This is a genomic window from Rhodoferax sp. P1_F3, assembly GCF_056405715.1.
The window spans coordinates 204,395-225,904 of record NZ_JBFUBO010000006.1 but is presented as its reverse complement, the minus strand read 5'-3'; the positions used below and the strand labels follow the sequence as shown (position 1 = coordinate 225,904).

Sequence of the window (21,510 nt, the reverse complement as noted above, 5' to 3'; positions counted from 1 at the left end):
TTACTCTCCATGGAACCTACTTTGTTGCCTATTGAAACGCCGGTGAATCCGCAAAAAGAACGCACCGGACTGAACCGCGTGTGGCATGCCTTTGGCTATTCGTTGGCCGGGCTGCGCGCCGGCTGGGGCGAAACTGCCTTTCGCCAGGAGTGCATCGCTGCTTTCGTGCTGGTACCACTGAGTTTTTGGTTGGGCCGCAGTTGGGTGGAAGTGGCCCTGCTGGCGGGCAGCGTGCTACTGCTGATGGTGGTGGAGTTGCTGAATACTGCGATTGAGACCGCCATCGACCGCGTAGGGCCCGAGTGGCACGACCTGTCCAAGCGCGCCAAGGACATGGGCAGCGCCGCCGTGCTGCTGAGCCTGCTGGTCTGTGCAGGCATCTGGCTGGCCGCGCTGGCCCAGCGCTTTTTCGCATGAACGCCCCCACCTTCTCCCTCTGCGTCTACTGCGGCTCGCGCCCCGGTACTGACCCGGCCTACATGGAAGTGGCCCGCGAAGTGGGTCGCTGGATTGCCGCCCACGGTGGTCAGTTGGTTTATGGCGGTGGGCACAACGGCCTCATGGGTGCGGTGGCCGATGCCACGCTGCAGGCCGGTGGCCGCGTAGTGGGCATCATCCCGCAGGCGCTGGTGGACAAGGAATGGGCGCACCGTGGCTGCACCGAGCTGCATGTGGTGGACATCATGCATGACCGCAAACGCATGATGGCCGAGCGCGCCGATGCCTTTCTGGCGCTGCCCGGTGGCATAGGGACTCTGGAAGAGTTGTTCGAGGTCTGGACCTGGCGCCAGTTGGCCTACCACGACAAGCCCATCGGCCTGCTCAATACGGCGGGCTATTACCAGGGGCTCATGGATTTCATGGGCACCGCCACCACTCAGGGATTTTTGGGCGAATGGCAGATGGGGCTGGTACGGATGGGTGACACGCCGCAGGTGCTGCTGCCCGAACTGGTGCAAGCCGCTGGCCTGGTACCGGCCGCGCGGCTGGACAATATCTAGGGCTTAGACGGCAGATTCATCCTGCTCGCCGGTGCGGATGCGGATCACGCGTTCCACGGCGGTGACAAAGATCTTGCCGTCGCCGATCTTGCCGGTGTGCGCGGCCTTGACAATGGCGTCCACACAGCGGTCCACGTCTTCGGTCTTCACGACCACTTCCACCTTCACTTTGGGCAGAAAGTCCACCACGTACTCCGCGCCGCGGTAAAGCTCGGTGTGGCCTTTCTGGCGGCCAAAACCCTTCACTTCGGTCACGGTCAGACCGGTCACGCCACATTCGGCCAGGGCTTCGCGCACTTCTTCGAGCTTGAAGGGTTTAACGACGGCGGTGATTTGTTTCATGGTCTTGTCTCAGTGAGGGAATGAACGGGCGGGCGGCGCAACTCAGGCCCGGAACTTACTGGTAATAGGATACCGCCAATCCTTGCCAAAGCTGCGGTGGGTGACGCGAATACCCACAGGCGCCTGGCGGCGTTTGTACTCGTTGATCTTGATGAGGCGGGTCACCTTTTCCACATCGGCCCGCGCAAACCCGGCCGCGATGATGGATTCGATGCTCTCGTCGTTCTCCATATAGCGCTCCAGAATGCCATCCAGCACCTCGTAAGGCGGCAGGCTGTCCTGGTCCTTCTGGTCGGGGCGCAGCTCGGCGCTGGGCGGGCGCGTGATGATGCGCTCAGGGATGGGGCTAGCGCCCGTGCCGTACGGGTCATGCAGATTGCGCCAGCGGCAGAGCTTGAACACCGTGGTCTTGGCCAGGTCCTTGATGACGGCAAAGCCACCCGCCATGTCGCCGTACAGCGTGCAATAGCCCGTGGCCATTTCACTCTTGTTGCCCGTGGTCAGCACAATGCTGCCGAACTTGTTGCTTAGTGCCATCAGCAGCGTGCCGCGGATGCGGGCCTGGATGTTCTCTTCGGTCGTGTCTTCGGCACGGCCCGCAAACTCTTTCGCCAACGAGGCCTTGAAGGCCTCGAACTCGGGCACGATGGAAATCTCGTCGTAGCGCACGCCCATGCGGGCCGCCATGTCGCGGGCGTCGATCCAGCTGATGTCGGCCGTGTAGGGCGAAGGCATCATCACGGCGCGTACCTTGTCGGCGCCCAGCGCGTCCACCGCCACGGCCAACACCAGGGCCGAGTCGATGCCACCGGACAGGCCCAACAGTGCGCCGGGGAAGCCGTTTTTGCCGATGTAGTCGCGCACGCCCAGCACCAGTGCGTCCCACAGGTCCGCCTCGGGGCTGCGTTCAGGCTCCACCGCTGCTACGATTTTCATAGCTTCTGGCGCACGTTCCACGCGGGCTTGGAACAGATTTTCCTTAAAACTGGGGGCGCGGCCGGCCACGGTGCCGTCGGCGGTCAGGGCAAACGAGTGGCCTTCAAACACCACCTCGTCCTGCCCGCCCACCAGGTGGGCATAGACCAGGGGCAGGCCCGTGGCTTGGCAACGCTGGACCATCATGGCCTCGCGCTCATAGCCCTTGCCCACGTGGAAGGGGGATGCGTTGATGACAGCCAGCAGCTCGGCCCCTGCCTCTTTGGCCAAACGTGCAGGCTCTTCAAACCACGCGTCTTCACAAATCAGCAGACCTACCTTCACGGCGTCGGCGCCCTCGCCCGCCGTAAACACGCAGACGCCGCTTCCGGGTGTGAAGTAGCGGCGCTCGTCAAACACTTGGTAGTTGGGCAGTTCGCGCTTGGCGTAGGTGGCAACCACCTGGCCTTCACACAGCACGCTGGCGGCGTTGTGGCGCTGCTGCACCGCCACCGAACGTGTGCGGCTGTCGCCGCCTGTGGGGTGGCCCACCACGACGCAGAGGCCTTTTAACCCGGCAAGCTGCTGGGCCACGGCTTTCACGGCATCATCGCAAGCGGCGATAAACGCCGGGCGTAGAAACAGGTCTTCGGCCGCGTAGCCGCAAATGGAAAGCTCGGGGGTCAGCAGCAGGCGCGCGCCATCGGCGTAGGCCTGGGTCGCCGCATCGACGATTTTTTTGACGTTACCGTCCAGGTCGCCAACGATGAAATTGAGTTGTGCCACGCACAGTGAAAGAGTCATGAACCAGCCAATAGTTGTTCGGGGCGGCGCAGTGGGCGCTGCCATGGCGCAGGGTGCGCTCCATGGGTGAAGTCAATTATGTCATCGGGGTCCATGCCTCGGTGCTGGAAGTGGACGCCACCGCTTGGGATGCCCTGCTGGCCGCACAGGCTCAGCCCAGCCCCTTCATGCGCCACGCTTACCTGGCGGCGATGGAGGAAAGCGGCAGCGCTACCGCCGACACCGGGTGGGCACCGCACTGCATCACCCTGCACGCAGGCGGTGCGCTGCAGGCGGCCTGCATGGTCTACCTGAAGCACCACTCCTACGGCGAATACGTGTTCGACTGGGCCTGGGCCAGTGCCTACCAGCAGCATGGCGTGCCCTACTACCCCAAGGCGGTGATCGCGGTGCCGTTCACCCCGGTGCCAGGGGCGCGGCTGCTTGCGCGGGATGCAAAAGCGCGAGCCGCGTTACTGAGCGCCGCGGTGGCTTGGTGCAATGACGTGGGCGCGTCCTCCTTGCACACACTGTTTGCCAGTGACGACGATGTGCAAGCCAGCGACGATGCTGGCTTGATGCTGCGCCACACCGTGCAGTTCCATTGGCAGAACTCCACCCCCGGCTACACCGACTTCGACGCCTTTCTCACCAGCCTGGCGCAAGACAAGCGCAAGAAAATCCGCCAGGAGCGGCGCAAGGTGGCCGAGGCCGGCGTGACGTTTCGCCACGCGCAGGGCTCAGCCATTACCGAAGCAGACTGGGATTTCTTCTACCGCTGCTACGAGCGTACCTACCTGGAGCACGGCAACCCGCCCTACCTGAACCGCGACTTCTTTGCGCGCATGGCCCGCACCATGCCGGAGAACTGGTTGCTGTTCGTGGCGGAGCGCAAGGGCCGCCCGATTGCTAGCAGTTTGATAGCTACTAGCGCACATTTCACGGGGGCTAGCGGCCAAAATGGCTCTGAAACTACCCGCGTAGCCTATGGCCGCTACTGGGGGGCACTGGAGCCGGTGGACTGCCTGCACTTTGAGGCTTGCTACTACCAGCCGCTGGCCTGGTGCATTGCCAATGGCTACCAGCGCTTTGAGGGTGGGGCCCAGGGCGAGCACAAGATGGCACGGGCACTCTTACCGGTCAAAACCACCAGCGCCCACTGGCTGGCGCACCCCGCGTTTGCCGACGCGGTGGCCCACTTTCTGGAGCGCGAGGGCCAGGGCATCGGTAACTATCTGGACGACCTTGGCCAGCGCTCGCCGTTCAGGCGCCCGGCCTAGCTTTGGGGGCGCGGGGACGCGCCCCTTGGCAAACCCTAGCTACCGAGCGCGGGCCGCGCTGGTACGCTGCATGCAGGAGACCTCACCATGCAGACCTTGAGCGGCCTTGACGCCACCTTTTTGTACCTTGAGACCCCCCAGATGCCCATGCATGTGGGGTCCTTCTGTCTTTACGCCCTGCCGGCCACGCCGCGCTACAGCTTCCACAAGGCGGTCACCGCGCACATCGGCGCGCGCATGCACCTGGCCGAGGTGTTCAGCCGCAAGCTCGGGCTGATGCCCATGGACCTGGGCCATCCTGTGTGGCTGCGGGTGGACGAGGTGGACCTGGGCTTTCACATCCGCAAGGTCAAGGGACGCGCGATCACGCTGGCCCAGGCGCAGGCCATGGCCACAACGCTGCACACGGAACTGATAGACCGCAGCCGCCCGCTGTGGGAATTCCACGTGTTTGACCGCGTGCTCTGCCCGGATGGCACGGTGTGTGGCGCCATGTACGCGAAGATCCACCACGCCACGCTGGACGGCAAGGCCGGGGCCATTCTGAGCCAGGCCATGATGGACGTAAGCGCCACCCCGCGCGAGGTGCCCGCGCCCCACGCCAAGGGACGCAAGCCACAGGACCTGAAGGTTGGCCAGATGCTGGGGGCCGTGTTTTCCAACACGCTGGCCCAGTACGCCAAGCTGGCCCGCGCCCTGCCCCAAGCCGCACAGGCACTGGGCAGTACCGTGGCCCAGCAAACCATCAAGGGCACGGGCACAGGGCTGCGTGCCAAGTCGCCCATCACGCTGGCACCGCTCACGGTCTTCAACGTGGCGGTGGGCACCGAGCGCAGCTTTGGCACGGCCAGCGTGCCATTTGCCGACTGCCGCGCCATGGCGCAGGCCGTGGGCGGCTCGTTCAACGACATCGTGCTGTGGATTTGCGCCACCGCATTGCGCAGCTACCTGGCGCAGCACAGCTGCATTCCACGCAAGCCGATGCTGGCCGCCATGCCCGTGAGCCTGCGTGAAGCGGGCAACAACGACTACAGCACCCAAGCCTCCATGACGGTGGTGGAGCTGGGCACCCACCTGGCGCATCCGCTCAAACGACTGCAGGCCATCATGGACTCCACCGCCAAGGTAAAAAACGCCATGGCCAACCTCAAGACCATGCTGCCCACCGACTACCCCTCGCTGCTGGCACCCTGGGTGGTGGGTGGGGTGGCCAAAGCCGCGTTCAAGACCTACAGCGCCACCGGCCTGGCCAAACACCTGCCCATGATGGCCAATCTGGTCATCAGCAACGTGCCGGGCCCGCAGGTACCGCTGTACCTGGCCGGGGCGCGCATGCTGAGCTTCCACCCCATGTCCATCGTGGTCCATGGCATTGCGCTCAACATCACCATCCAGACCTACGCGGGCCGTGTGGAGTTCGGTGTAATCGCCGACCGCGACGCCGTGCCGCAAGTACAGGACCTGACCGGGGCGCTGGAGGCCGCTTTTGAGGAAGGCCGCGCGCTCTTAGCCCGCACCAACGGCGAAAAAGCGCCACAAACCGCCTCCGTAGTCACCAAGGCGACGAAAAAACAGAGTGCCCCAACTAAAGCCGCTGCACCACGGCGGGGCACAGCTGCAAAAGCTGCTACTGTGAAACCCCCTTCTTCAAGAAAGCGGCCATCAAAGGTCGCCTGAATAACGTCGTATGGCAAAAGCAAGCGCACCGCAAACCGATCACCCCCCTGCCCCGAACGCCTGGCTGATGGCGCTGGAAATGCGGGCCCCCTGGGAACTGTGGTCCCTGCTGCCCAGTTGGCCGGCCCTGGCCAAAGCCCCGACGGGTGATGGCCATCCGGTCATCGTGTTCCCCGGCCTGTCGGCCAGCGACGGCTCCACGCTGCCGCTGCGCAGTTACTTGAAAAACCTGGGCTACGACATTTCGGGCTGGAACCAGGGCTACAACTTTGGGCCCCGCGCCGGTGTGCTGGAAACCGCCAAGCGCCAGGTGCAAGAGACCGCCGATGCCAGCGGTGAGCGAGTTAGCCTGGTGGGCTGGAGCCTGGGCGGCATCTATGCCCGCGAACTGGCCAAGGCCCTGCCAGACCACGTACGCAGCGTCATAACCCTGGGCAGCCCATTTTCCGGCTCGCATAAGAGCACCAACGCCTGGCGCCTGTACGAGCTCACCAGCGGCCGTAGCATCACCCAGGAGGTGGAGAACTTCGACCTACCGGCCGCCCCGCCCGTGCCCACCACCTCCATCTATTCGCGCACCGATGGTGTCGTGGCCTGGTCGGCCAGCCTGCAGGCGCCGAGCAAAGCCCAGCCCAAGACCGAAAACGTGGAAGTGTTTGCCAGCCACATCGGCCTGGGCCTGAACCCCACGGCCTGGTGGGTAGTGGCCGACCGGCTGGCCCAGGCGCCGGGTGCCTGGCAACCGTTTGAACCGACGGGCCGGCTGCAGCAGTGGGTGTTTCCTGATCCCAAACAAAAAGAGCGCTGACCCGGCTGGGTCGACGCTCTTCTTTTGATAGCTGCTTGCGCAGTATCTACGGGGGCTAGAGGCCTGTTTAGGCCTGCTGCTTGTTGTAGTTGGCGATGCCGTCCATGATTTCCTTCTGGGCGGACTCTGGGCCTTCCCAGCCTTGCACCTTGACCCACTTGCCTTCTTCCAGGTCCTTGTAGTGCTCAAAGAAGTGGGCAATGGTCTTCAGGCGGAAGGGGTTCAGGTCTTCGGGCTTCTTCCACTGGCTGTACAGCGACAAAATCTTGTCCACGGGCACGGCCAGCACCTTGCCGTCTTCACCGGCCTCGTCGGTCATTTTCAGGATGCCGATGGCGCGGCAGGTCACCACCACACCGGGAATCAGGGGCACGGGAGTGATCACCAGCACGTCCACAGGGTCGCCATCACCCGAGATGGTCTTGGGCACATAGCCGTAGTTGGTGGGGTAGTGCATGGCGGTGCTCATGAAGCGATCCACAAAAATGGCGCCCGAGTCCTTGTCCACTTCGTACTTCACCGGATCGGCGTTCATGGGGATTTCGATGATGACGTTGAACGCTTCGGGGACTTTGCTGCCAGGGGTAACTTTGTCGAGGGACATGCTTTGCTCTTTATTGAAAGTAAGAAACGGGAAACCTTCGGGGGGAAACCTAGGGATTAACCCGGATTTTACTGACTTGACACTTGCGTTTTCCCGGGACTGTCATCAAAGCACGCTACATTCGGCCCGTTGGCCAATCATCTCCCCTTGCTTTGTGGGGTGAGGAAGCAACGCAGCGGGGGCATCGCTAGCGTTGTTCCCTCCTTCGCGAAACAACCATAGAGGAGTATTTCTATGACGGGCAACTCGGCGCTCATTTTGGCGCTCGTGTGTGGATTCATCGCCGTGGCATACGGCGTTTGGGCACGCAGCTGGATACTTTCCCAAGACGCTGGCAATGCGCGCATGCAAGAAATTGCAGCCGCCATCCAGACCGGCGCAGCGGCCTACCTTTCTCGCCAGTACAAGACCATCGCCATTGTGGGCGTGGTGCTGGCGATTTTGATTGGCCTGTTTCTGGACGGCCTGAGTGCCGTGGGCTTTGTGGTGGGTGCGGTGCTCTCGGGCGCCTGCGGCTTCATCGGCATGAATGTGTCGGTACGTGCCAACGTGCGTACCGCACAAGCGGCGACCAAGGGCATTGGCCCGGCGCTGGACGTGGCCTTCCGCGGCGGCGCCATCACCGGCATGCTGGTGGTGGGCTTGGGTCTGCTGGGTGTGACCGGCTTTTACTGGTACCTGGTGCCGGACGGCATGGTGACCACTACCAAGCTCAACCCACTGATCGGTTTTGCATTTGGCTCCTCGCTGATTTCCATCTTCGCCCGTCTGGGCGGTGGCATTTTCACCAAGGGCGCCGACGTGGGTGCTGACTTGGTGGGCAAGGTGGAAGCGGGCATTCCTGAGGATGACCCACGCAACCCTGCCGTGATCGCCGACAACGTGGGCGACAACGTGGGTGACTGCGCTGGCATGGCTGCCGACCTGTTTGAAACTTATGCGGTGACTCTGATCGCCACTATGGTTTTGGGAGCACTCCTCGCAAGTGCTGCGGGGGCTACAGCCGTTTTATATCCCTTGGCGCTCGGTGCGGTGTCCATCGTGGCGTCCATCATTGGCTGCTTCTTCGTCAAGGCATCGCCTGGCATGAAGAACGTGATGCCAGCGCTGTACAAGGGTTTGGCGATTGCGGGCGTGCTGTCGCTGATTGCCTTCTACTTCGTCACACAGTCGCTGTTCCCTGCCGCCATCACGCTGACCGACGGCCACGTGATCACCGCGGGTAGCCTGTTTGGTGCCTGCACCGTGGGCTTGGTCTTGACCGGCGCCTTGGTCTGGATCACCGAGTACTACACGGGCACGCAGTACGCACCCGTGCAGCACATCGCCCAGGCATCGACCACGGGCCACGGCACCAACATCATTGCCGGCCTCGGTGTTTCCATGCGCTCCACCGCTTGGCCCGTGCTGTTTGTTTGCGCGGCCATCTACAGCGCCTTCAGCCTGGGCGGCCTGTACGGCATCGCCATCGCTGCCACCTCCATGCTGAGCATGGCCGGCATTGTGGTGGCGTTGGACGCCTACGGCCCCATCACCGACAACGCCGGCGGCATTGCCGAGATGGCCGAGCTGCCAGCCAGCGTGCGCGACATCACCGACCCGCTGGACGCCGTGGGCAACACCACCAAGGCCGTGACCAAGGGCTACGCGATTGGCTCCGCCGGCCTGGCCGCGCTGGTGCTGTTTGCCGACTACACCCACAAGCTGGATGCATTTGGCAAGCACATCACCTTCGACCTGAGCGACCCGATGGTCATCATCGGCCTGTTCATTGGCGGCCTGATTCCCTACCTGTTTGGCGCCATGGCGATGGAGGCCGTGGGCCGCGCTGCCGGTGCCGTGGTGGTGGAAGTGCGCCGCCAGTTCAAAGAGATCAAGGGCATCATGGACGGCACGGGCAAGCCCGAGTACGACACGGCGGTGGACATGCTGACCACGGCGGCCATCAAAGAAATGATGATCCCGTCGCTGCTGCCTGTCGTGGTACCCATCGTGGTCGGCCTGGCCCTGGGCCCCGCCGCCCTAGGCGGCCTGCTGATGGGCACCATCGTGACCGGCCTGTTTGTGGCCATCTCCATGTGCACCGGTGGCGGCGCCTGGGACAACGCCAAGAAGTACATCGAAGACGGTCACCACGGCGGCAAGGGCTCCGAGACCCACAAGGCGGCCGTCACCGGCGACACCGTGGGCGACCCCTACAAGGACACGGCGGGCCCCGCAGTCAATCCGCTGATCAAGATCATCAACATCGTGGCGCTCTTGATCGTGCCGCTGATGATGAAGCTGCACGGCGGCTGAGTTCCAGCCCATTGCTACCAAGGCCCGCCTCGGCGGGCCTTTTTCATGTAACAAACTGTCTGCGCTTTGCGCTACCATGGCGCATTGGGGCAGCCCCGCCCGTCTCGAAGCGACCCGTGAAAATACTCGTAATTGATGACCATGCACTGGTGCGCGAAGGCCTGCACCAAGTGCTCAAAGGACTGGATGAGAACGTCAGCGTGCTGCAGGCGGGCACCTGCGCACAGGCATTTGCCATTGCTGACGCTCATCCCGACCTGGACTTGGTGTTGCTGGACTACCACTTGCCCGACATGACCGGCCTGCAGGCCCTGGACGTGTTTGGCAAAGACCACCCCGAGCTGCCCATCGTCATGCTGTCGGGCTCCGCCAACATCCAGGTCATGCGCCAGGTGTTGCAATCAGGCGCCTCCGGCTTTGTCACCAAATCCACCCTCAGCGACGAGCTATTGAACGCAGTACGTCTGGTGCTGGACGGTGATGTGTATTCGCCTCTGGAACTGGAGGCTGACTACGGCACCCTGCCGTTTGACGCTGCTTCGTCCAAGCCTCCGTTGACGCAACGCCAGGAACTGGTACTGCGCGAGCTGCTGGATGGCCGCTCCAACCGCGAAATTGGTACCAGCCTCAACGTATCGGAAGAAACCGTGAAAACACACGTGGCAGCCATCCTGCGCTACTTCGATGTGCAGAATCGCACCCAGGCTGTGGTGGCTGCCGCGCGCAGCGGTTACCGCGCCAGCCAAGCCAGCTAAGCCACAACCGCTGGCTCAGGCCTCGTCCGCTACGGACCCCGCCGCCATGACCAGGCGCCGCAACAAGCTGCGCAACTTGGCGGGACGCACCGGCTTGTGCAGCAGGGTCAGCCCGGCGTCTTTGGCGGCCTGAATCAGCGCCGCATCGGTATCACCACTCATCAAACAGGCCGGAATCTCACGCCCTGCGGTGGCCCGCACCATGGCAATCACATCCAGGCCATTGCGCTCCTCCCCCAGCCGGAAGTCGCTCAGCACCACATCGGGCGGTGCGTAGCCATTGGCAAAGTCCAACGCCTGCGCTACAGAGGCTGCCGCATGCACCACGCAACCCCAAGAGGTGAGCAAATCGCTGATGGCCTCCAGCGCAAAGCCGTCGTCCTCAATCACCAACACCCGCATGCCCTCCAGCCCCAGCAGGCTGGTGGATTCTGTGGCCACTGCACCGGCCAGGGAGTCCATCGCCTGCGCCATCGGCAAGAAGATGGAGAACCGCGTACCACAGCCCAGGTCCGAGCGCAGGGCGATAGGGTGGCCCAGCAGCTGCGCGGTGCGCTCCACGATGTTGAGTCCCAAGCCCAGGCCTTGGGCTCGGTCACGCCCCGAATTGCCTACTTGGTAAAACTCTTTAAAAATGTCCGCTTGGTGTGCGGGCGAAATGCCAATGCCACTGTCAGACACGTCTAAACGCAGCGTGCGCCCGCCGTCCACGCTGCGGCAGCTGATGAGCACGGTGCCGCGTTCGGTGTAACGCAGGGCGTTGTTGGCCAAGTTCATGACCATGCGCTGCAGCAGCATGGGGTCCGTCAGCGCCCAGTGCCGACTAGGGCGCACGCGCAGCCGCAGACCTTTGCCCTCGGCCAGCGGCACCAGCGCCTTGCGCAGGCTGGCAAACAGTTCGCCGATGTTGACCGCCCCCCGCTGCACCTGCACGGCACCGGCGTCCAGGCGCGAAATATCCAGCAGGCCGTCCAGCAAATCCTGCATAGACTGCACCGAAGCTTCCAAACTGGCTACCAACTGGCGTGTGGGAATGTCCAGTGGCAGCTGCCCCAGCCGGGCGACGAACATGCCCAGCGCGTGGGTGGGCTGCCGCAGGTCATGGCTGGCGGCTGCCAAAAACCGCGACTTGGCCAGCGTGGCGGTTTCGGCCTCTTCTTTTTTCAACCGCAACTCGCGTGTAGCCGACTCCACCCGGAATTCCATTTCCTCGCGACCCCAGGCCAGGCGCTGCGCCATCTGGTTCAAGCGGGTTTGCAACACATACAGCGGATCGGTGGGCAAGGCTTCCGAGCTGGGAGTCAAGTCACCCTCGCCGATGCGTTCGATCATGCGTGACACGCGCAACACCGGTCGCACCACACCTTCGCCCATGCGGGTGGCCAAAAAGCCCCCCAGCACCAGGCCCGCAAAGCCTACGGCCAAGGCCAGCAACAGCAACTCGCGCTCACGCGCCAGCAAACGGCCACGGGAAATTTCCACCACCACGTGACCCAGCACCAGAGGGGCCGGCGGCATGGGCGGGGCGACACTGGAACCAAAGAAGTCATCCAGCGGCACACTGCTGGAGGCCACAGGCTCGGTCAGCACATCGATATCGCGGCTGCGCTGAAAAGCCAGGTACACCGCACCCGTGGCCTCTTGCAGGCCTTTGTACTGCAGTACCCCGGTGCTGGCCAACATGCGACCGTCCACATCGAATACCGCCACCGAGCGCACATCGGCCTCACGCTGCATACCACCCAGCACCACCTGGAGCGCCGACACATTGCCCGAAAACAGTCCGTACTCGCTGGCCAGTGCCGCCTGGCGCGCCATCAGTTTGGCGCGCAGGTCGTGCGACTCATCTAGGTCCGCCACGCGGCTGGTCCAGAAAATGCCGACCAGCGCCACCACCACCAGAAAAACCGGCAGCAACGCAGCAGCCAGCATGCGGGCGCGAATACCTGGGAACATCATGGACGTTTTTCCAGGCGGCGAAGGCGCTCACTGAGCCCCCCTTCGTCCAGCGTCAACCCCAACGACCTAGCTACGTAATCGTTCACCAAGACGCTGAACTCCAACGGGTACTGCGACGCCGGCACGGCCCCTCCCTGCAACACCGCACGCGCCATGGTGGCGGCCTGCCCTCCGATCTGGCGCGGAGCACTGTGCAGGGACATCAGGGCCCCGGCCTTGGTGTAAGCCGGCGAAAATGCCAGCAAGGGCACACGCGAACGGTAGGTCGCCAACAGGATGTTGGAAATCGTGGTGCCGTTGTAGACCGCGGGATCGGCCACCGCCAGCAGCACATCGGTGTCGCTGAGCACTGTTTTGAGCCCGGCGTACAGGGTGATCGGCGACGTGACGGTGCCGCCCACAATTTCCAGTCCGCGCGACTGCGCAGCCGCGACCAACCCCACCTGCTGCTGCATCGACTCATGGCCCCACAGCACGCCCACGCGCTTGGCATCTGGCAGGGCCAGGCGCAGCAGGTCCAACTGGCGCGGAAAGGGTTGGTCCAGATACAGGGCCGCAACACCGGCAGTGGATTTGTGCACGGTCTCGCGCACGATGCGCTCAAAGCCCAGGCGCGGAATCAGGGCCGCGATGATGGGAGGACGCCCGTCCCGCGGCAAGGCACGGCCCAGGGCCTCTGCCCCCAAGGTAATCCAGACCTTGCCGCCCTGCAGTCCCGCCACCTCGGCACCAGGCGCGTCCGGCACCACCAGTTGCACAATCTCCGCGCGGTCCATGCCCGAACGCACCAGTTCGGCCACCACAGCCTGGGCGGCTTCGGAATACCCGGCGCTACGCTCGCTGCTGAGAATGACAACGTCCGCACCCCAGCACGCACCGGCGCACCCGAGCGCCAGCGCAGCCAGACATCGGAGAAGCACTGCCAGACCCTGCATCCGCTCAGTTCTCCACCCGCAGACTGACCATGGCCCTGCGCTCGAACATGAACTTGGCGTCGCCATCGCGCGATGGCACGTCGAGGTTTTGCAGTGTGAAGGCCCATTCGGCCTTGTTCTTGCCGAGTAAAAATCCCTTGGCAATCCGCAAGTCGGTACGCCCCACGGAGTACAGCTTGTCGCTGCCCGACATGAGTCCAATGTCCTCGGACTGTTGGTGCATCAGCGACACCGTGGTGCCCGACGACAGCGTATGCACCGCCATCAGCGATGCCGCAAAGCGTGCCGCGCCATGGGTGGTTTTGAAGCGCTCAGCCCCGGCAATTTGGGTCCAGGTCTGGGAGGCAAACAGTTGGGTGGCCGCGCCGGGCTTCCACTGGATCTGGTGCTCCACCCCGGTGATGCTGAAGTTCTCGATGTTCTGGTAGTCCTCAGGTGACAGATTGGCAGGGCGCTCGATGCCATCCGTAATGCGTTCATCGAAGAAACGCACGTCGCCAGAGATGCCTTGTTTCAGCAGGTTGTAGTTGTAGCCCAGCTCACGGGTGTAGATTTTTTCGGGCAGCAATTGCCCGGTACTTTGCACCGTAGTGATGGGACTGGTGCCATTGATATCGTAGTAGCGCACCGCAGCGTATTTCTCATAGGCACTGGGCGGGCGGAAGGCACTGGACACACCGGCACGGAGCGTGTGGCCTGGCAGTACATGCCAGTTCACCATCAGGCGTGGCGAGAAGGTGCCCCCCCCCATGTCGCTCTGCTCGGCCATGGCGCCAGCATTCAACACCCATTCGGGTTGCAGGCGCCATTCAGCGCTGCCAAACAGGCGCGAGAAGTTGGACGTCACCTGGTCACGCGTATCGAAGCTGGAATGCGATGTCACCTGTTCGCGCCGCACCTCCAGCCCCCATACCGTACGAAGACGCAGGGTGTGCACGACCGTGTGTTGCAAGCTCAGGGCGTCGTTCACCTCGCGCGCGCTGAAATCAATTGGAATGCCGTAGTAGTTCACGCCCGCGTCATTGCTCAGGTAAGGGAACCTGTCTTTGTGCGTGTTCTCAGTGTGCGAAAAGCTGAACTGGAGGTCCTGGTCGTTCTCCAGGGGTTTGCGCCAGTCCACCTGCACAAACTGCGACCCCAAAAACCGCATGCGCTGCATATTGCCTGGGGAGTCGGCGGAGCCACGCCCGGCGTCGATATCCAAGGCGCCCACGCGCATGTCCAACTCTGCACCGCCCCCCATATCCAGCGACGCCACCCCATTTACCCGTGACACGCGGTTGCCGCCGTAAGTCCTTTTCAGACCCTGGTCACCACGGGTATCCACACTGAGCCGGTAGGTGGTGCCCGGCAGGCCCCAACCAATGCTGGCACCCGCGTCGGCCACGTTGTTGTCACCCAGGGTCAGGGAGGCCGTGGAACCCACTTCGCGTACATCGCGCGAAATAATGTTGATCACGCCAAGGAAAGCACGGGCGCCATAGGTGGCGGAGTTGGACCCCCGCAAAACCTCAATGCGCGCGATGTCGTCCAGCGCCAGGGTTTGCAGGCCCAGGCCCGCAGACCCTTGCAAATGGCCGGAGTACACCGAGCGACCGTCCACCAATACCTGGATGCGGTTAGCCCAGTCGTCGCTGCGACCATGGTAGGAGGCCAATGGGGCATCGGTTTCAAAGGAGGTGGTGGTCTGAAAGCCTGGCACCAAGCGCAACAAGTCGGCCACATCCCGCGCGCCGGAGTTGCGGATGAATTGCCGGTCCAGCACGGTGACGGCCCCCGGTGCTTCGTCCACCGGTTGCGACAGGCGCGACACCGACAACACCACAGGCATGTCACCCAAAAAGTCGCGTTCGCTCACGGCCGTGCCCGTTTGGGCTTCGGCCAGCGCACTGGACAGCAGGAAGGTGACAGCGATGAGTTTGGTAGACATAGGCGTTTCCCCAACGAAAGACCTTGTATTACTTGTAGGGTGATTTTGCACTGGGTTTCAGGGCACGCCGGGCAAGCCGTGGACAATATGCCCATGGCTGCACCCAGTACACAACGGATAGTCCCTTTGGTCGACCAGCGCTCGGCATCGCTGCAGGTGCCGCGCTCTGTGTTGGAGTCGGCTGTGCACGTCCCAGCAACGGGGCACCTGGATGACCGCGTAGGCCGCCCGCTGCGAGATTTGCGCATCAGCGTGACGGACCGCTGCAACTTTCGATGCAGCTACTGCATGCCCAAGGACGTGTTCGACAAGGATTACGCCTACCTACCTCACAGCGACCTGCTCAGCTTTGAAGAAATCACCCGCCTGGCGCGCCACTTTGTCGCCCATGGGGTGTCCAAAATCCGCCTGACAGGGGGGGAGCCTCTGCTGCGCAAAAACATCGAAGTACTGATTGCCCAACTGGCGCAGCTGCGCACGCCCGAGGGATATGCCCCCGACCTGACCCTGACCACCAATGGATCCTTGCTCGCTCGCAAAGCCACAGCATTGAAGGAGGCAGGCTTGCAACGGGTCACGGTGAGCCTGGACGGCCTGGACGACACGGTGTTTCGCCAGATGAACGATGTGGATTTTCCTGTGGCCGACGTGCTGCACGGCATCGACGCCGCACTGGCCGCGGGCCTGGGACCGGTGAAGGTCAATATGGTGGTGAAACGCGGCACCAACGACCAGGAAATTCTGCCCATGGCCCGCCACTTCAAGGGAACCGGCGTGGTGCTGCGCTTCATTGAGTACATGGACGTGGGTGCCACCAATGGCTGGCGCATGGACGAAGTGCTGCCGTCGGCCCAGGTGGTGGAACGCATCCGCGAGGAATTCCCCCTGCTTGCGCTGGACCACAGTACCCCGGGAGAAACGGCAGAGCGCTGGGGCTATGCCAACGCCCAAGGCTTGCACGACACCACGGCCGGAGAAATTGGCGTGATCAGCAGCGTGACCCAGGCATTCTGCGGCAGCTGCAATCGCGCCCGACTCTCGACCGAAGGCCAGCTCTACACCTGCTTGTTTGCCAGCCAGGGCCACGACCTGCGCAGCCTGCTGCGCGGCGGCCAAAGCGAAGCCGATCTGGCATCGGCCATTGCCCATATCTGGCAAGGCCGAAGTGACCGCTACTCGGAGTTGCGGGCCAGCCAGCCCGCAGACAGAACTACCATCGCTCGCCGTGTGGAGATGAGCTACATCGGCGGGTAAAGGGCCGCGCGCCAGGCCTCAGGCCGTGTCTTTTTTGGCACCCGGCGCGTGCTTGCGCGCCAGCAGCGTGTACATGGTGGGTACCACAAACACGGTGAGCAAGGTGCCCACGGTCATACCGCCCACAATCACCCAGCCAATTTGCTGACGGCTTTCGGCTCCCGCGCCTTTGGCAAAGGCCAGCGGAATGGCGCCCAGCACCATAGCGCCCGTGGTCATCAGAATGGGGCGAATGCGCTGCGAGGCCGATTGTTGGATGGCCTGCAGAGTCGCCATGCCCTGCTCGCGCAGCTGGTTGGCAAACTCCACCATCAGAATGCCGTGTTTGGTGATCAGCCCCACCAATGTGATCAGCCCAATCTGGCTGAACACGTTCAGGGTCCCGCCCGACCATTTGAGCGCCACCAGGGCGCCCGCCATGGAGAGTGGCACGCTCAGCATGATCACCAGCGGGTCCACAAAGCTTTCAAACTGCGCCGCCAGCACCAAGAAAATGAACACCAGCGCCAGCAAGAACACCAGCGTCAATGAATCCGACGACTTCTTGAACTCGCGACTGGAACCATTCACGTCGGTGGCGTAGCCGGGCTTCAAAACCTTTTTGGCGGTTGCATCCAGAAAGTCCAGCGCCTGGCCCAGCGAGTAGTCGGCCGACAAATTGGCCGTGATGGTGGCAGAGCGCCGCTGGCCAAAGTGGTTGAGCTCGCGCGGCACCACCACCTCACGGATTTTTACCAGGGCCGACAGGGGCACCATGGCATCGCCCTTGGCCCGCACAAAGATCTTGTCAATGTCTTCGGGCGCATCGTGGCCACTTGCCAGGGTCTGCACCACCACGTCGTACTGCTCGCCCTCACGCTTGTAGCGGGTTACGTTGCGGCCACCCAGAACGGTTTCCACCGAACGCGCAATGGTGTCCACGCCCACACCCAGATCGGCGGCTCGCTCCCGGTCCACCTCCATGCGGAACTCGGGCTTGTTCAAACGCAAATCGGTGTCCACTTGCAGGAAACCGGGGTTCTTGGCCAACTCGTCCTGAAAGGCACGCACGGTTTGTGACAGGTTTTGGTAACTCTCGGAGGTGATGATCACGAAGTTCACCGGCCGCTGGGTAAAGCCCTGCCCCAAGGACGGGGGCGTTACGGGAAATGCTGTGACGCCCGACAGGCCCGAGATGCGCGGCGTCATCTCCTTGGCCATTTCCAGCGTGGTGCGCTTGCGCTCTTCCCAGGGTACAGCCCGGAAAAACACGTTGCCTTGTGCCACGGTGGGGTTGCCGATGGTGGAAAAGACGCGGTCAAACTCCGGGTAGCTCTCGCCCACCTTTTCAATGGCACGTGCATAGCGGTTGGTGTAGTCCAACGTGGAGCCATCCGGTGCGTTGAGCTGCGCCAACACCACGCCCCGGTCTTCCAACGGGGAGAGTTCGCGCTTGATGTCAGACATCACCGACCAGGACACCACGCCGCTGCCCAGCATGGCCAGGACCACCAGCCAGCGGTGGCGCAACGTCCACGCCAGCACCCAGCCATAACCCTTGGTGAAGGACTCTAGTAGATGCTCCATGGTGCGGTCAAACCAGCCCGGCTTGGGGTTGTGGCGCAACAGTACCGAAGACATCATGGGCGAGAGCGTCAGCGCGACTACACCCGACACCGTGACTGCGCCCGCCAGTGCCAGTGCAAATTCGGTGAACAGGCGCCCTGTGCGCCCTGGCGCAAAGGCCAACGGCACGTACACGGCAACCAGCGTGAGCGTCATCGCCACAATAGCAAAACCCACTTCGCGCGCGCCGCGGATGGCCGCCTGGAAGGGCGGCATGCCATCTTCAATGTGGCGGTAGATGTTTTCCAGCATCACAATGGCATCGTCCACCACCAAGCCAATTGCCAGCACCAAAGCTAGCAGCGTCAGCGTGTTGATGCTGAACCCGGCGAGTGCCATCAGCGCAAAGGTGCCAATCAAGGCGACCGGAATCGTGACCAGCGGGATGATGGCAGCACGCAGCGTGCGCAGGAACAGAAAGATCACCAGTGCCACCAACACCGAGGCTTCCACAATGGTCTGGTATACGGCCTTGATCGAGCGGTCAATAAACACCGAGTTGTCGTTAGCCACATCCACGGTCACGCCGGGTGGCAGGTCTTTCTGGATCTTGACCATCAGCTGGCGCACGCCGGCTGACAGGTCCAGCGGGTTGGCTGTAGCCTGACGAATCACACCTATACCAATCGCATCACGGCCGTTGAGCCGCACACTGGTGCGCTCATTGGCGGGGCCCTGCTGTACGCGGGCCACATCGCCAATGCGCACCGGAAAACCGTTCACCGATTTCACCACCACCTGCGCAAACTCCTGTGGGCGACGCAAATCGGTGGCCGCCGTCACATTGAATTCGCGCAAGGTACTTTCGATGCGCCCCGCTGGCACTTCAATGTTGGATCTGCGCAAGGCGTCTTCCACGTCCTGAATCGTCAGGCGATACGCGGCCAACTTGGCAGGGTCCAGCGCAATCTGCATCGAGAACTTGCGCTCCCCCTGCACTGTCACATCGGCCGCACCGGGTGCAGTCTGCAAAATGGGCTTGACCAAGGTGTTGGCCATTTCCGACAGCTGCAATGCGGAATGCGTGTCAGAACTCAGCGACAGGAAAATCACGGGAAAGGCATCCGCTTCCACCTTGGCGATTACCGGCTCGTCGATACCCTGTGGCAGGCGCTGGCGCACGCGCGAGGTCTTGTCGCGCACATCGGCCGCGGCCGAGTCAGCATCACGTGACAGCGCAAAGCGAATCGATATCTGGCTGCGCTCCTGGCGGCTGCTGGAGGTGATAACGTCCACCCCTTCAATGCCAGCCAGTGAGTCCTCGAGAATCTTGGTGACTTGGGCTTCCACCACCTCACTGGAGGCGCCGGAAAACTGGGTGGTGACCGTTACCACGGGCTCATCGATCTTGGGATATTCGCGCACCGAAAGCCGGTTGAACGACACCGCGCCCACCAGCATGATGAGCAAGGACAGCACGGTCGCGAAGACCGGGCGACGAATGGAGGTTTCCGCCAACTGCATGGTGCGTTTGCCTCAGTAGATTAGCGGGATGCGGAAGCGGCAGCCACGGGCGCAGATGCAGCGCCCGCGGGCGCCCCTGCTGACCGGCCCAGCTCCACAATGCGCAGCGGCGTACCGTCTTTTTGCAGGCGCTGCTGACCGGCCACCACAATGGTCTGGCCCTCGCTCACACCTTCCTGCACTTCCACCTTGCCCTGGCGGCGCACCCCCAGCTTCACCTCTTGGCGCAACGACACCCACTGGGTGTCGGCCGGCAAGCCGGTGGCGGCCGGAACCTGTGATGGCTCTACCACCCGAATCACAAACTGCTTGCCACCCTGGGGAACAATCGCTTCCTCGGGCAACACCAGTGCAGAATCATTGACGCCAAACACTGCGGTCACGCGTGCAAACATGCCAGGGCGCAGCGGCCCGGTAGCTCCACCCTTGGCAGCACCAGCCAGTTTAGCCCCGCGCGCAGACTTTTGTTCAGGTTTGGCGGGGGCTTTGGCAGCCTCTTTGGTCGCAGGCACCGCGGCTTCGCCCGCCGTGTTGGGCAACATGGCCCGGATGCCGACGGAACGGCCATTGGCATCCAGCAGCGGATCAATCGCCTCAATGCGCGCCTTGAACAAGCGCCCGGGAAACGCGTCCAGCGCCATTTCCACGCCCTGCCCCAGCTTGATCTTGCGCTGGTAACGCTCTGGCAGGCGGAAGTCGACCAGCATGCTGCTGGTGTCTTCCAGGTTCACCAGGTCTGCGCCGTCTTTCACATAGTCACCCAGGTTCACATTGCGCAGGCCCACAGTGCCATCAAACGGCGCCACGATGGCCATGCGCCCCAAGCGCGCCTGAGCCAGCGCCAGCTGGGCTTGAGCCACTTGCAGATTGGCAGCGCTCTCATCGAGCACGCGCTGGGCCACGAAGTTCTGTGCCACCAGCTCCTGGTTGCGCTTGAGGTTGGCCTGGGCGATGGACACCTGGGCCTGGGCCTGGCTCAGCTCGGCACGCTGCAGCGTGTCATCCAGTTGCACCAACAGTTGCCCTTTGCGTACCTGCGCACCGTCCTGAAATCCCAGGCTCACCACACGGCCGGCCACTTCGGGGCGCAGCATCACGCTCTGGCGGGAGCGCAGACTGCCTACGGACTGGGCATCGTCCTGCAGGGAGACCTGCTCCACCTTGGCCACTTCCACCCCCGCGGCACGGGGGGGGGCGCCGGCGGGCGATTTGCCGGCCGATGCTGCATTGGCCGGGTTGGTCGTGATCTCTTGCGGACCTTGTGGCCGGGATTGGTACCACCACGCAGCGGCAGACAAGCCTGCAATGCCCAACACCGCGACCGAGGTATAGATAACTTTAGATGCCATGAGGTGGTAACAAAAAAGAATAGAAGACAGCCCTCGCGAATGTAACAGGACGTTATTTAACGCCCATGTCAGAGAGGAAAACGCGTGCCGGTTAGCGCGCTTTCAGTGCAACTTCTACGCCCTGGTTGGCCAAGGCATCGGCACGCTCGTTGCCGGGGTCACCAGCGTGGCCTTTCACCCAGCGCCAATCGATCTTGTGGCCACCGCCTGATACCAGAGCGTCCAACTGCTGCCAGAGGTCCACATTTTTGACGGGCTGTTTGGCTGCCGTTTTCCAACCCTTGGCCTTCCAGCCCACCAGCCACTCGGTGATACCCTTGAGCACATACTGGCTGTCCAGGTGCAGCACCACGGCGCAGGGGCGCTTGAGTGCGGTCAGCGCCTGGATCACAGCCATCATCTCCATGCGGTTGTTGGTGGTGCCCAGTTCACCGCCACACAGTTCTTTTTCGGTGCCGTCCGGCGAGCGCAGCAACACACCCCAGCCACCAGGACCGGGGTTGCCCTTGCAGGCGCCATCGGTGTAAATCACCACGGAATTCAAAGCTTGG

Annotated in this window: 17 protein-coding genes; 8 read left to right on the top strand and 9 right to left on the bottom strand. The window is 62.9% G+C overall.

Going from position 1 to position 21,510, the window contains the following annotated elements:
* Nucleotides 1–9: 9 nt before the first annotated feature.
* Together AC1DZ5_RS11840 and AC1DZ5_RS11835 are read left to right on the top strand one after the other, a co-directional pair.
* On the top strand, nt 10–417 hold the full coding sequence (locus AC1DZ5_RS11840) for a diacylglycerol kinase (RefSeq protein ID WP_477889235.1): 408 nt from the start codon (nt 10–12) through the stop codon (nt 415–417).
* Nucleotides 414–1,001 (top strand): LOG family protein, encoded by a 588-nt coding sequence (locus tag AC1DZ5_RS11835; RefSeq protein WP_477889233.1) that lies wholly within the window; start codon nt 414–416, stop codon nt 999–1,001. The genes AC1DZ5_RS11840 and AC1DZ5_RS11835 overlap by 4 nt, the downstream gene beginning before the upstream one ends.
* A 3-nt stretch (nt 1,002–1,004) precedes the next feature.
* Here the strand turns inward: AC1DZ5_RS11835 and AC1DZ5_RS11830 are convergent, their stop codons facing one another.
* Together AC1DZ5_RS11830 and AC1DZ5_RS11825 are read right to left on the bottom strand one after the other, a co-directional pair.
* Nucleotides 1,005–1,343, bottom strand: coding sequence for a P-II family nitrogen regulator (locus AC1DZ5_RS11830; protein WP_310345937.1), 339 nt, complete (start codon nt 1,341–1,343; stop codon nt 1,005–1,007).
* 42 nt (nt 1,344–1,385) lie between these two features.
* A complete protein-coding gene (locus AC1DZ5_RS11825; RefSeq protein ID WP_477889230.1) occupies nt 1,386–3,062 on the bottom strand; it encodes an NAD+ synthase in 1,677 nt (558 codons plus the stop codon).
* Between the two features lie 62 nt (nt 3,063–3,124).
* Between AC1DZ5_RS11825 and AC1DZ5_RS11820 the strand changes: the two genes are divergently transcribed.
* From AC1DZ5_RS11820 to AC1DZ5_RS11810, 3 genes are all read left to right on the top strand, one after another.
* The gene (locus tag AC1DZ5_RS11820; protein ID WP_477889228.1) at nt 3,125–4,321 is read left to right on the top strand and encodes a GNAT family N-acetyltransferase; all 1,197 of its coding nucleotides are present in this window, start codon (nt 3,125–3,127) and stop codon (nt 4,319–4,321) included.
* 87 nt (nt 4,322–4,408) lie between these two features.
* The gene (locus AC1DZ5_RS11815; RefSeq protein ID WP_477889226.1) at nt 4,409–5,998 is read left to right on the top strand and encodes a wax ester/triacylglycerol synthase family O-acyltransferase; all 1,590 of its coding nucleotides are present in this window, start codon (nt 4,409–4,411) and stop codon (nt 5,996–5,998) included.
* Nucleotides 5,999–6,008: 10 nt separating this feature from the next.
* The gene (locus AC1DZ5_RS11810; protein WP_477889224.1) at nt 6,009–6,806 is read left to right on the top strand and encodes an esterase/lipase family protein; all 798 of its coding nucleotides are present in this window, start codon (nt 6,009–6,011) and stop codon (nt 6,804–6,806) included.
* A 67-nt stretch (nt 6,807–6,873) separates the two neighbouring features.
* Here AC1DZ5_RS11810 and ppa read toward each other — a convergent pair whose 3' ends face one another.
* A complete protein-coding gene (gene ppa, locus AC1DZ5_RS11805; protein WP_105259644.1) occupies nt 6,874–7,410 on the bottom strand; it encodes an inorganic diphosphatase in 537 nt (178 codons plus the stop codon).
* A 234-nt stretch (nt 7,411–7,644) separates the two neighbouring features.
* On the opposite strand from ppa, the gene AC1DZ5_RS11800 reads away from it, so the two are divergent.
* A complete protein-coding gene (locus tag AC1DZ5_RS11800) occupies nt 7,645–9,708 on the top strand; it encodes a sodium-translocating pyrophosphatase (protein WP_477889222.1) in 2,064 nt (687 codons plus the stop codon).
* Nucleotides 9,709–9,824: 116 nt separating this feature from the next.
* Complete coding sequence (locus tag AC1DZ5_RS11795; protein ID WP_477889220.1) at nt 9,825–10,463, top strand: response regulator; 639 nt, start codon at nt 9,825–9,827, stop codon at nt 10,461–10,463.
* Between the two features lie 15 nt (nt 10,464–10,478).
* Here the strand turns inward: AC1DZ5_RS11795 and AC1DZ5_RS11790 are convergent, their stop codons facing one another.
* From AC1DZ5_RS11790 to AC1DZ5_RS11780, 3 genes are read right to left on the bottom strand one after another with little or no spacing between them, the layout of a single operon-like run.
* Nucleotides 10,479–12,422: an ATP-binding protein gene (locus tag AC1DZ5_RS11790; RefSeq protein ID WP_477889218.1), complete on the bottom strand. Its 1,944-nt coding sequence runs from the start codon at nt 12,420–12,422 to the stop codon at nt 10,479–10,481.
* Nucleotides 12,419–13,357 carry an ABC transporter substrate-binding protein gene (locus tag AC1DZ5_RS11785; RefSeq protein WP_477889215.1) on the bottom strand — a complete coding sequence of 313 codons (939 nt, stop codon included), beginning with the start codon at nt 13,355–13,357 and terminating at the stop codon, nt 12,419–12,421. The genes AC1DZ5_RS11790 and AC1DZ5_RS11785 overlap by 4 nt, the downstream gene beginning before the upstream one ends.
* A 4-nt stretch (nt 13,358–13,361) precedes the next feature.
* The gene (locus AC1DZ5_RS11780) at nt 13,362–15,287 is read right to left on the bottom strand and encodes a TonB-dependent receptor plug domain-containing protein (RefSeq protein WP_477889213.1); all 1,926 of its coding nucleotides are present in this window, start codon (nt 15,285–15,287) and stop codon (nt 13,362–13,364) included.
* Nucleotides 15,288–15,380: 93 nt separating this feature from the next.
* On the opposite strand from AC1DZ5_RS11780, the gene moaA reads away from it, so the two are divergent.
* The gene (gene moaA, locus AC1DZ5_RS11775) at nt 15,381–16,541 is read left to right on the top strand and encodes a GTP 3',8-cyclase MoaA (RefSeq protein ID WP_477889211.1); all 1,161 of its coding nucleotides are present in this window, start codon (nt 15,381–15,383) and stop codon (nt 16,539–16,541) included.
* Between the two features lie 18 nt (nt 16,542–16,559).
* On the opposite strand, the gene AC1DZ5_RS11770 is transcribed toward moaA, so the two are convergent.
* From AC1DZ5_RS11770 to rnhA, 3 genes are all read right to left on the bottom strand, one after another.
* Nucleotides 16,560–19,610, bottom strand: coding sequence for an efflux RND transporter permease subunit (locus AC1DZ5_RS11770; RefSeq protein ID WP_477889209.1), 3,051 nt, complete (start codon nt 19,608–19,610; stop codon nt 16,560–16,562).
* A 20-nt stretch (nt 19,611–19,630) separates the two neighbouring features.
* Complete coding sequence (locus AC1DZ5_RS11765) at nt 19,631–20,959, bottom strand: efflux RND transporter periplasmic adaptor subunit (protein WP_477889207.1); 1,329 nt, start codon at nt 20,957–20,959, stop codon at nt 19,631–19,633.
* Between the two features lie 91 nt (nt 20,960–21,050).
* Nucleotides 21,051–21,503 carry a ribonuclease HI gene (gene rnhA / locus AC1DZ5_RS11760; RefSeq protein ID WP_310342130.1) on the bottom strand — a complete coding sequence of 151 codons (453 nt, stop codon included), beginning with the start codon at nt 21,501–21,503 and terminating at the stop codon, nt 21,051–21,053.
* Nucleotides 21,504–21,510: the final 7 nt, after the last annotated feature.

Coding starts and splice junctions, on each gene's coding strand:
- AC1DZ5_RS11815 (WP_477889226.1), top strand. CDS start 4,409: ATGCAGACCTTGAGCGGCCTTGACGCCACCTTTTTGTACCTTGAGACC.
- AC1DZ5_RS11830 (WP_310345937.1), bottom strand. CDS start 1,343: ATGAAACAAATCACCGCCGTCGTTAAACCCTTCAAGCTCGAAGAAGTG.
- AC1DZ5_RS11770 (WP_477889209.1), bottom strand. CDS start 19,610: ATGCAGTTGGCGGAAACCTCCATTCGTCGCCCGGTCTTCGCGACCGTG.
- AC1DZ5_RS11835 (WP_477889233.1), top strand. CDS start 414: ATGAACGCCCCCACCTTCTCCCTCTGCGTCTACTGCGGCTCGCGCCCC.
- AC1DZ5_RS11810 (WP_477889224.1), top strand. CDS start 6,009: ATGGCAAAAGCAAGCGCACCGCAAACCGATCACCCCCCTGCCCCGAAC.
- AC1DZ5_RS11800 (WP_477889222.1), top strand. CDS start 7,645: ATGACGGGCAACTCGGCGCTCATTTTGGCGCTCGTGTGTGGATTCATC.
- AC1DZ5_RS11780 (WP_477889213.1), bottom strand. CDS start 15,287: ATGTCTACCAAACTCATCGCTGTCACCTTCCTGCTGTCCAGTGCGCTG.
- moaA (WP_477889211.1), top strand. CDS start 15,381: ATGGCTGCACCCAGTACACAACGGATAGTCCCTTTGGTCGACCAGCGC.
- AC1DZ5_RS11840 (WP_477889235.1), top strand. CDS start 10: ATGGAACCTACTTTGTTGCCTATTGAAACGCCGGTGAATCCGCAAAAA.
- AC1DZ5_RS11785 (WP_477889215.1), bottom strand. CDS start 13,357: ATGCAGGGTCTGGCAGTGCTTCTCCGATGTCTGGCTGCGCTGGCGCTC.
- AC1DZ5_RS11825 (WP_477889230.1), bottom strand. CDS start 3,062: ATGACTCTTTCACTGTGCGTGGCACAACTCAATTTCATCGTTGGCGAC.
- AC1DZ5_RS11765 (WP_477889207.1), bottom strand. CDS start 20,959: ATGGCATCTAAAGTTATCTATACCTCGGTCGCGGTGTTGGGCATTGCA.
- AC1DZ5_RS11790 (WP_477889218.1), bottom strand. CDS start 12,422: ATGATGTTCCCAGGTATTCGCGCCCGCATGCTGGCTGCTGCGTTGCTG.
- ppa (WP_105259644.1), bottom strand. CDS start 7,410: ATGTCCCTCGACAAAGTTACCCCTGGCAGCAAAGTCCCCGAAGCGTTC.
- AC1DZ5_RS11820 (WP_477889228.1), top strand. CDS start 3,125: ATGGGTGAAGTCAATTATGTCATCGGGGTCCATGCCTCGGTGCTGGAA.